9 protein-coding genes are annotated in these 8484 nt (G+C 37.1%); all 9 read right to left on the reverse strand.

The features are described 5' to 3' along the window. Positions 1 to 173: 173 nt before the first annotated feature. Positions 174 to 614: an ASCH domain-containing protein gene (locus HMPREF2917_RS05865; RefSeq protein ID WP_070589517.1), complete on the reverse strand. Its 441-nt coding sequence runs from the start codon at positions 612 to 614 to the stop codon at positions 174 to 176. Then, positions 556 to 1458: a putative PEP-binding protein gene (locus HMPREF2917_RS05870; protein WP_070589519.1), complete on the reverse strand. Its 903-nt coding sequence runs from the start codon at positions 1456 to 1458 to the stop codon at positions 556 to 558. The genes HMPREF2917_RS05865 and HMPREF2917_RS05870 overlap by 59 nt, the downstream gene beginning before the upstream one ends. Positions 1459 to 1499: 41 nt before the next feature. Beyond that, complete coding sequence (locus HMPREF2917_RS05875) at positions 1500 to 2228, reverse strand: GNAT family N-acetyltransferase (protein ID WP_070589521.1); 729 nt, start codon at positions 2226 to 2228, stop codon at positions 1500 to 1502. A 7-nt stretch (positions 2229 to 2235) separates the two neighbouring features. Beyond that, the gene (locus HMPREF2917_RS05880) at positions 2236 to 2715 is read right to left on the reverse strand and encodes an NUDIX hydrolase (protein ID WP_070589523.1); all 480 of its coding nucleotides are present in this window, start codon (positions 2713 to 2715) and stop codon (positions 2236 to 2238) included. A gap of 9 nt (positions 2716 to 2724) precedes the next feature. Further along, the gene (locus HMPREF2917_RS05885; RefSeq protein WP_070589525.1) at positions 2725 to 3423 is read right to left on the reverse strand and encodes a 3-oxoacyl-ACP reductase; all 699 of its coding nucleotides are present in this window, start codon (positions 3421 to 3423) and stop codon (positions 2725 to 2727) included. Continuing rightward, complete coding sequence (locus tag HMPREF2917_RS05890; RefSeq protein ID WP_070589528.1) at positions 3416 to 3652, reverse strand: DUF2829 domain-containing protein; 237 nt, start codon at positions 3650 to 3652, stop codon at positions 3416 to 3418. Before HMPREF2917_RS05890 ends, HMPREF2917_RS05885 begins: the two co-directional genes overlap by 8 nt. Before the next feature lie 522 nt (positions 3653 to 4174). Further along, positions 4175 to 5668 (reverse strand): ATP-binding protein, encoded by a 1494-nt coding sequence (locus HMPREF2917_RS05895; RefSeq protein ID WP_070589529.1) that lies wholly within the window; start codon positions 5666 to 5668, stop codon positions 4175 to 4177. Between the two features lie 356 nt (positions 5669 to 6024). Next, entirely contained in the window at positions 6025 to 6639 is a 615-nt protein-coding gene (locus HMPREF2917_RS05900; protein ID WP_070589531.1) for a hypothetical protein, read from the reverse strand. A 346-nt stretch (positions 6640 to 6985) separates the two neighbouring features. Then, positions 6986 to 8377 (reverse strand): APC family permease, encoded by a 1392-nt coding sequence (locus HMPREF2917_RS05905; RefSeq protein ID WP_070589533.1) that lies wholly within the window; start codon positions 8375 to 8377, stop codon positions 6986 to 6988. Positions 8378 to 8484: the final 107 nt, after the last annotated feature.

Genomic DNA, 8484 nt, shown 5'->3' on the forward strand with positions numbered 1-8484 from the left:
CTAACGAATTACCGATTTCTGTCCCACTCTCACTTTTCTCACAGCGGAAAGTCTCAAAAAATCTTTTAATAGTTCTAAGAACTGAGCAGTATTTTTAGCTTGTCACGATCACTAGGCCTATTTTGTATAAAAACAGTTATTCTTTTTTCTGATTTTCTAAATGGAGAGCGTATCTATAATGGATAAACCTTGCGAAATTCTTCTAAAACCACCTTGCTATCAGGTGTAAAAGTCAATCCTGCTTCTCCTAAGCAGTCTTTGAAAAAGTCCTCATGAACCTGACGCCAATAGGCCAGAGATTTGTCGCCTTCACCTTCCTTATAGGCATGGTCTTCTGACACTTGATGAAAAGGCTGAACGGAAACCTTCGTGACTTCGACAATGCAGACAGCCTGATCTTGACTATCTAAAATGACATCAAAAGTCCCTTTTTTGGGAAGGGGTTCGTCTTCTAGTGCATAAAGGTCGTAGGCTGAGGCTGTTGCTGTTTTTTCGCCTTTAAAGACCAGTTCCGCTAAAAGGTCTGGGTCCACTCCAAAAGCCCAGGCATCTATCTCATCTCCAATCGAGGGGTTGATTTGTTTGTATGAATTCCACATTTCTTGAGGTGTCATGAGTTCTCCTTTGTAATTTTTTACTTTCTTCTTTTATATGTTTAAGATGGTCTGGATGGTCAATTTCTAAATCAAAAATCTCTGGAATAGAGCTGTAATGGAGAATACATTCGATACCCATCTGATTCATTTTTTGTATGAAAGAAGTATTCAGATAGCCTGCTACAGCAAAATCAATCTTGTTCTTCTTTGCTTTATCCTGCATCTGTCTCAACATATCTAACATAATTGGACTTTCCATATCATGCCATTGACTGTTTCTCACAGTCGCAAAAATAAAAGAAGTTAAATCATTCATTCCAACTACAATCTTTGAAATGCCCGTTTCCAGTATCCTGTCCAAGTCGAAATAAGCTGATGGTAATTCAATCATCGTGCCGACTTTCCCGGTAAAACCATACTGACGCAATACTGTAATAGCTTGTTTTAATTGTTCGGCATCATTGACAAAAGGAAAAATAACAGACAGATTGGGATTGGTTTGAAAAACTTCTGTAACAACATTTGTCTCAGCCTGAAATTCATCTGGACACGCCAACAAACGCCTGATACCTCTGTATCCAAATAAGGGGTGGCGTTCGTCAAAATACTCTTTAGTCCCGTCTAGAATATTTGCTTCTGCATTTGTTAACTCTGAAAAGCGATACCAGACTTCTTCATCTGAGTACAAATGACAAATAGTGTCTAGATAATCTTTCACAAATTGCTGACAATTTGGTAATAGTATGTTTTGGTTTAGTTCTCTCAACAAGTATTCCCCACGAATCAAGCCGACGTGGTGCAATAAATGGGGATAAACTTTCTCAACAATTTTTTCGCCACTAAGAGCTAGTTGATTTTGCATGTTCATTCACCTCGTCTTAAAAGATACAATATCAGATATCATTATATGACACTTTCCTCTAGTTCAAAAGCTTCATAAGGTTCAACTAACTCATATCCTAAAAATTCTGCTACTTTTTTGGAAGCCTCGTTATGAGCATCCCAAAGTGGAAACATATCTCTATTTAAACTCTCTAGAATCATTGCAGCACCAAGCTTTTTGGCAAATCCATTTCCTTGTTCGTTTGGTCTAGTTGCAACTTCCACTTCAACTGCTTCACGGTAAACTAACCCTGAGGAAATCCCAGCAATCACTTCATTATTTTTAAGAATCACAAAGCCAAATCCACCTTTTAAAGCAAAATCCTGGTAGGACTCAAAATCCCCCTGTAAATCTTGTGACCATTCTTCCTCAGAAAGGCAGTTATAAATACGATTATCAATAGGTACAATATTGTAACCTTTCTCTAACTGACTAACTAGATCATTTAGAAATTCAACTTGAAAATTTGCCTTATCTTTAAAAGAATAGCGAGCAAAAGAAATTAGCTCCAGTTTCTGATGCAGAAAATCTTGCCACTTAGTGTCTTCTGAAATAATAATCTTATAATCTAAACCATATTGCCTAACAAAATCTTCCCAAAATCTAGAATTTAGCTCCCCTGCTAAGTATAGAAAATTCCCAATATCATAAAAACTTGTTGTCCCATCACTGTTTCGGTATACAGTTCCAATTTGAGATTTAAGACCATAGAGAACCATATTTTTCTTCCATGTTTTAAATAGTTCCATTATCCCTCTATTTTACCTTCCAATTCCTATAACTTATCCGTTCTAATTCTGGAAATCCTCGTAACTCTGCCTTCACTTTTAATACTAAAGGCGAGGCATTTTCTTCGGTAATTTCTTCCAAATTCAGCCAAATAACATTTGCTGAATCATTACTTCCATCAAGAACTTCATGAGGAAGGGATTTTTGAGAGCTCTCGAAATCGAGCACTACATCATAAAAGGCCATGGTATGATGTACAGCGAAGTCTTGCCCCTCTTCTTGAACCAGCACGTCATAAATCCTAGGATTTAAGTAACGGCTAAGCGTATAACCCGTCTCTTCCAGAACTTCTCTCTTAAGGGTTTCTGTCAACCCCTCACCGAGTTCCTGACTACCACCCGGTAGATCAAAACGATGTTGATAGGGGCCTCTTGTTTTTTCAATACAGAGAAGTTTCCCATTCTCATAGCAAATGCCGTAGACACCAAAGTGTTTTTTGATTTCCATCAATTCCTCCTACTTCAAACTCCAACCACCATCAATGGTCAAGATTTGTCCCTGCATGGCAGATACCTTCCCACTGGCCAAAAAGAAACTGACTTCTGCCACTTCTTCTGGCTCAATCCAGCGTTTGATAGGTGTTTCACTGGCTACCCAGTCTGCTAAGCCACCGGGTTCAAAGTCCGCAGCAGTCATGCCAGTCTTGACAGCACCTGGAGCGATCCCAAAGACTTGAATGCCAGATTCTGCATAATCCAGGGCCAACTGCTTGGTAAAGCCCGCTAGAGCATGCTTGGAGGAAGTATAAGCGTGACCGCCTCCACCAGCTAGAATAGATGCAATGGAGCACATATTGATGATGATACCTCGCTTCTTCTCCAACATTTGAGTCAGATAATGCCGTGTCAGCTCCACCGGAGTCACATAGTTAATCTCAAAAATCTCCTGAATCTCCTGAGCGCTTTGCTCCAGAAGCGGTTTATAATCGTCCAATACTCCAGCTGTATTGCACAAGACATCTACCTCAGGACACCAGTCAAAAATCGGCGTCAAATCCAAGGTTAAGTCTAGCTGTAAGAAGTGAAACTCACCTGGCAACTGGGGATCAGCTCCCTGATCCACCCCATAGACCTGGTAGCCCTTTTCTAAAAACAAACGAGCTTGCGCCAGACCAATCCCGGAGCTCACGCCTGTAATCAAGACCCGTTTAGTCATGGACTTCCACCCAATCTGTCGCTAGAACATCACAGGGAGTTGGACTCCACATGGAAAAGCCTTCGCCTTCACCAGACACGTTAATGAGGAAATAAGGTGTCACTTCCAGAGCCACTCCATTTTGCTCGATGGTATCAAACAATTGGACATAGTTTTCTCCTCCACCCCATCCTGTTCGTACATATTTTTTCTTGGCCTTTAATCCTGGTAAAATCTCTTCAAATGTCATGGTGTTCTCCTTTGATGTAATTTAATATTGATATGATGAACTTTATGAACTCGTAAAACATATTCATTGTATTTTGTTCACCTTTTTGTGAACCTAAAGAGCATTCATGGCTCTTTTATAATAAGAACTAAATGTTATACAATTGTGATTTCGTTATATTTTAAGGTCTATGGTTTTACAGTTAATTTAAATGTATCTAGCCATAAATCAGCTGGTTCCTAATAATGTTATATCTACACTAACTCAGTAATGTAACTGAATTTATATTTAAATTTTTTTGCTAGGTTTTATCATTTAATTTTGTTCTTTTCTAGTTTGGGCAGTTATACTAGTTTTCACCTTTTTCCAGTTATCTAATCTATTTCTAAATACATACTAGCACAATATACTGTACTGCCATCTTTTTTTACTTCTGAAATTTTTATATTCCTTTCAAAAAACATCATTAGGTAAACTATTATTAAAAAGGTTTTAAATTGTGGTTCAAATCATGTTTGAACTTGTGAAATCCCTTATTAGCGTTTATTTTGAGGAAATTGGAGTAGAGTTATTATTGTAACTAATGCCCCAGTATGGAATATACTGCATATTCTTTTTTCCAGCGTTTTCGTCATAAATTTTTATTTTGTCATTTTCTAACGCAAGAGCAATGAGTTTAGAAGCGATAGATGATTGTTTATTTGTCAATCCGAATCTTTTTCTTAGTGTACTATTTGTCATAAAATTATCTTCTATGTAGAGTAATGCAGAATGATAATAAATAGCATTTATTTTTTCTCTATTCCCCATTTCTTGGATTGTTCGTCGTTGATGTAAAGTAACAACAGTATAATTATCCTTAGCAGCTATATCCGGAGCAGGTAAGTGATTTAATTCCAACGTTAAGATAATCTTATCTATACCGCTACCACGAGACTCTACTAAATGCATCTTTCGAAATAGTTCAGCTAAAGCTTCATTTCGAGAGTAAGGAGGCATATCAAGCAATCTTTCAGGACGATTAAGAGGAGATCCAGGATTTGTGAATACTACTCTATTATCAAATATTTCAATTGTTGGTGAGCTACCTTTTACAGAAAAATCCTGATGTACTATTTGGTTTGCAACTATTTCACGTATAACCAGAGGAGGATAATCTGTATCAGAAGTGATTTGTCCATTATCTTTTAACGTTTCAGGATTACGAGGTAAATGACCATTGATAAATTTTAGTAAACCTTCAAAACCAACGGCAGCTCCTTTACTAGCTGTATTATCAGCTACTGCACTTAGTTTATTATTACCGGCATATCTAATTACTCGTAAAGCATGAGCAGATAAATTTTCAAAATTTTTAAGATTTTTTGCGAATGTAAATGCTCCCATATTGGTTAGATTGAAAGTTTTTCCAGAAGATTCTATCACACCATCTTCTATCATATGAAAAATTATCTCTTCATCGTTTGAATCTTCAAAGTATCCCATCATTTTCAAATAGGAATTAACATCAATCAATTCTTTAATTTCTTCAAATGTACATGCGGTTTTTGCATACTCTCTTTCAAATGATCGCGATTCAAAGGATTTCCACAGTTCTCTTTCCTTTTCAGGATAATCCTTTAAGTTTTTTAATGAAGATCCACTTCTAATGTATCGACTACCGCTAAAAGCAACAGGTCTACCAGCATTCATGTGGATGACTAAAACGACAACATGTTTTTGTTCGATATCATATTCTTCAAAACGAATTGTGATACGAGGATCAAGCATCCTTTCTAACCAAGTAATAAACGGCTCACCCTGTGCATGTTTTTCAGTTTTTGGATAGAATTTTGTACCAATAATTTCTTTTGAAACATCATTAACCCCCCAAATTAAGTATGAGAATTGCTGACCTAACATTGCTGCTGAGTTAGCTAAAGCTGATATATATTTGCCTATACGATCATGATCTTTATTATTAACTTTGTATTCAATAATTTCATCTTCATTTTTATTCAATAATTCTAATAACTTTTTTAAATCTTTATCTTCCATAATTTTTATTTTCCAAGTAAATTCTAAATAGGTTAAAAACGTCGTAAAATCAGCGTTTTTTTATTTTCCAAGTAAATTCCACGTACTCCAATGTCAAGAATTAATTAGTTCAAAGTCTATATAAAAATAGTTTCAAAAAAACTATATCACATATTGTGAAAACCTAGATAAAATTTTCGGTTTTCTTCGAAAAATAACACATACTAACAAAAACTAACATTTTAATTTTTCTTCTATCAAAACTAGAAGAACCAAAATATGTATTTATTTTTTAGCAAATTAATAAGATGACTTATTTCATTTTTAATAGACAGATCAGCCAACATTTTTGAGGTAGGTTTGCTTAATTTGATTTTTTACTTCGTAACTTTCATTATTCCCGATAACTTTTCTTTTGCGAGTACCGTTCCATCTTCTGTCTTAATGTGTAGACGAATACTTACATCTTGTGCAGAATAGCCATTTTCAACAAGCCAAACAGGAAAAGTTTCATTCTTGACCTGCAACACTTTATCAGCAAATTCTTGAATATTATCTTTTGAATTATATTTAAAGTCTTGTGGAACAGTCAGATATAGTATAAGACCTCTCCCTGTAGCACTATAAACTTGCCCAGTTTCTTTTACCAACTCATTCAATTTATTCTGAAATTGACTAGCATATTTTTGAAACTCTTCATCATTAAATTGATTTGATATCGAAGCTGATTCGCTTGATGAACTCACTTCTAATATCGAGGAAGATGCCTGAGTTGTTGTAGATAAATTCAAAGACGAACTGCTTGAACTAACAACAGATCTGACCGAACCTTGTTGAGATTTATCTTCTCGAAAGAATAAACCAAATATAACAAAACTAATTAAAGAGATCAAAGCCGAAATGTTTCGATATTTTATATTAGGTTGTTTTTTTATAAAATACCAAACACCAACTAAACCACAAAATGTGATAAAAGAAATAATGAATCTCATAATAACCTCCTATTCATTTTTCAATCTTATCTTTTACTTTCTTATACTTTTATAAATATTTATAACTACTTCGACTTTTCGAAAATATAATTCTATTATAACCCTCTACCAATTATTCTAGAGTGAAACAATAAGAAATGTAGACGAACTCTATAAAATATAATTTTAAGAAACCAGAACTCTATGTGGAATTCATTAAAGAAATTTATGATTACTATTATTTAAAATCTCTTCAAATGTCATGGTGTTCTCCTTTGTTATCTATTTAACTTTCACCTTTTATATACCAAAAAAAGAGCTTTCCCTATACAAAAAGCCAGAGTTCTTCTACTCTAGCTTTCATCTTTTATTTATGTTCTTCTGAATGGCGATACCCATAGCCAAAATAAATTCCTATCCCAATCAAGAGAGCAACTCCAAAGGCCAGCCAGGTCGATAGAGAATACTGGGTCATAAAGGACACACAGACCACAATCGATAGAATTGGCAAGACCGGAACCAAAGGCGTTTTAAATTCACCAGGTCCAGGAGCACCGTGTTCCTTGCGCAATTTCAAGAGGGCAAAGGCCAACATAACCAGGTAAGCCAAGGTACAGATATTTAAAAAGGAAGCGATACTAGCTAGCGGAAAAACTCCACCAGCAATGGCAGCCATTACTCCAGCGACCAGGGTCGCATTTTTTGGGATTCTGGTTTTAGGATCGAGCTGTTTCATCGCTTTTGGCAAAAGGCCATCTCGCGCCAAACTGTAAATCATCCGTGAGAGGGCAAAAGTCATAGAAATGCAGACGGTAATCAGGGTCAAAATAGCGACCAACGATACATAATTCCCTGCCCAGCTAGCTCCTACCTGACGGAGGGCAAAGGCAACCGCATCCTCTACATTTAAGTTCTTAAAAGGAACCATGCCGGTCAAAACCAGGGTAACCAAGATATAAAGAACCGTTGTGATCAAAAGACTAAGGACAATGCCGCGAGGAACGTTCTTTTGTGGTTCCTTGATTTCATCGACCGCCATTGAAATGGACTCAAAACCAAGAAAGGCAAAGAACATGAGCGAAGCGCCAGCCATAATCCCTGTTTGACCACCATAAATTTCGCCAAAGCCATAAGGGGCAAAGTTTCCCCAGTTGCCAGGGTTTAGGTGAAAAATCCCGACAAGAATAAACAAGGTAAGAGCTGAGAACTTGAGTAAGACCAGCAAGGAATTGAAGCGTAAGACGGCTTTTGCATTCATAAGGACCAAGGCTGTGACGAGGACCATGACCAAAATAGGTAAGAGATCCACATAAGTTCCCGCAGCTGGATCAAAAGTCCCATTTAAAGCCGTCGGCAGACGCCAGCCAAGATTGGCCAACAATCCCTTGAAATAAGCAGCCCAACCTGAGGCCACACCTGATACGGCTGTCATGAATTCCATCACGGTCAACCAACCTGCAATCCAGGCTGGAAACTCTCCAAAGATGGCATAGAGGTAGCTATAGGCTCCACCAGTTGAAGGAATGCGGGATGCAAATTCTGCAAAGAAGAGGGCAGATAAGCCGACGCAAAAAGCCGCAATCACAATTGAAATGATCAAGGCTGGACCAGCTAAATTCGCCGCTACAGTCCCCGTAATCGTGAAGATCCCTGTCCCCACCATGGCACCGATTCCTAAAATAATCAAATCCCACAACCGTAAATAGCGGTTTAACCCTGGGTGAACCTGTCCCCAAGCCTTTTTTCGAAATAGATTCATGTATATTCTCCCATCTAATGAGTTTATTCTATCATACTTGGATAAGAAAGAGAGTGAGACAGAAATCGGTAATTTGTTAGAATTCGATTTCGTCGTCCCACCTCCGC

Origin of the sequence: Streptococcus sp. HMSC061E03 (genome assembly GCF_001813505.1) — a bacterium.
Classification (GTDB): domain Bacteria; phylum Bacillota; class Bacilli; order Lactobacillales; family Streptococcaceae; genus Streptococcus.

Excerpts from the sequence above, each read along its gene's own strand:
- HMPREF2917_RS05865 (WP_070589517.1), bottom strand. The coding sequence starts at position 614 with ATGACACCTCAAGAAATGTGGAATTCATACAAACAAATCAACCCCTCG.
- HMPREF2917_RS05870 (WP_070589519.1), bottom strand. The coding sequence starts at position 1,458 with ATGCAAAATCAACTAGCTCTTAGTGGCGAAAAAATTGTTGAGAAAGTT.
- HMPREF2917_RS05875 (WP_070589521.1), bottom strand. The coding sequence starts at position 2,228 with ATGGAACTATTTAAAACATGGAAGAAAAATATGGTTCTCTATGGTCTT.
- HMPREF2917_RS05880 (WP_070589523.1), bottom strand. The coding sequence starts at position 2,715 with ATGGAAATCAAAAAACACTTTGGTGTCTACGGCATTTGCTATGAGAAT.
- HMPREF2917_RS05885 (WP_070589525.1), bottom strand. The coding sequence starts at position 3,423 with ATGACTAAACGGGTCTTGATTACAGGCGTGAGCTCCGGGATTGGTCTG.
- HMPREF2917_RS05890 (WP_070589528.1), bottom strand. The coding sequence starts at position 3,652 with ATGACATTTGAAGAGATTTTACCAGGATTAAAGGCCAAGAAAAAATAT.
- HMPREF2917_RS05895 (WP_070589529.1), bottom strand. The coding sequence starts at position 5,668 with ATGGAAGATAAAGATTTAAAAAAGTTATTAGAATTATTGAATAAAAAT.
- HMPREF2917_RS05900 (WP_070589531.1), bottom strand. The coding sequence starts at position 6,639 with ATGAGATTCATTATTTCTTTTATCACATTTTGTGGTTTAGTTGGTGTT.
- HMPREF2917_RS05905 (WP_070589533.1), bottom strand. The coding sequence starts at position 8,377 with ATGAATCTATTTCGAAAAAAGGCTTGGGGACAGGTTCACCCAGGGTTA.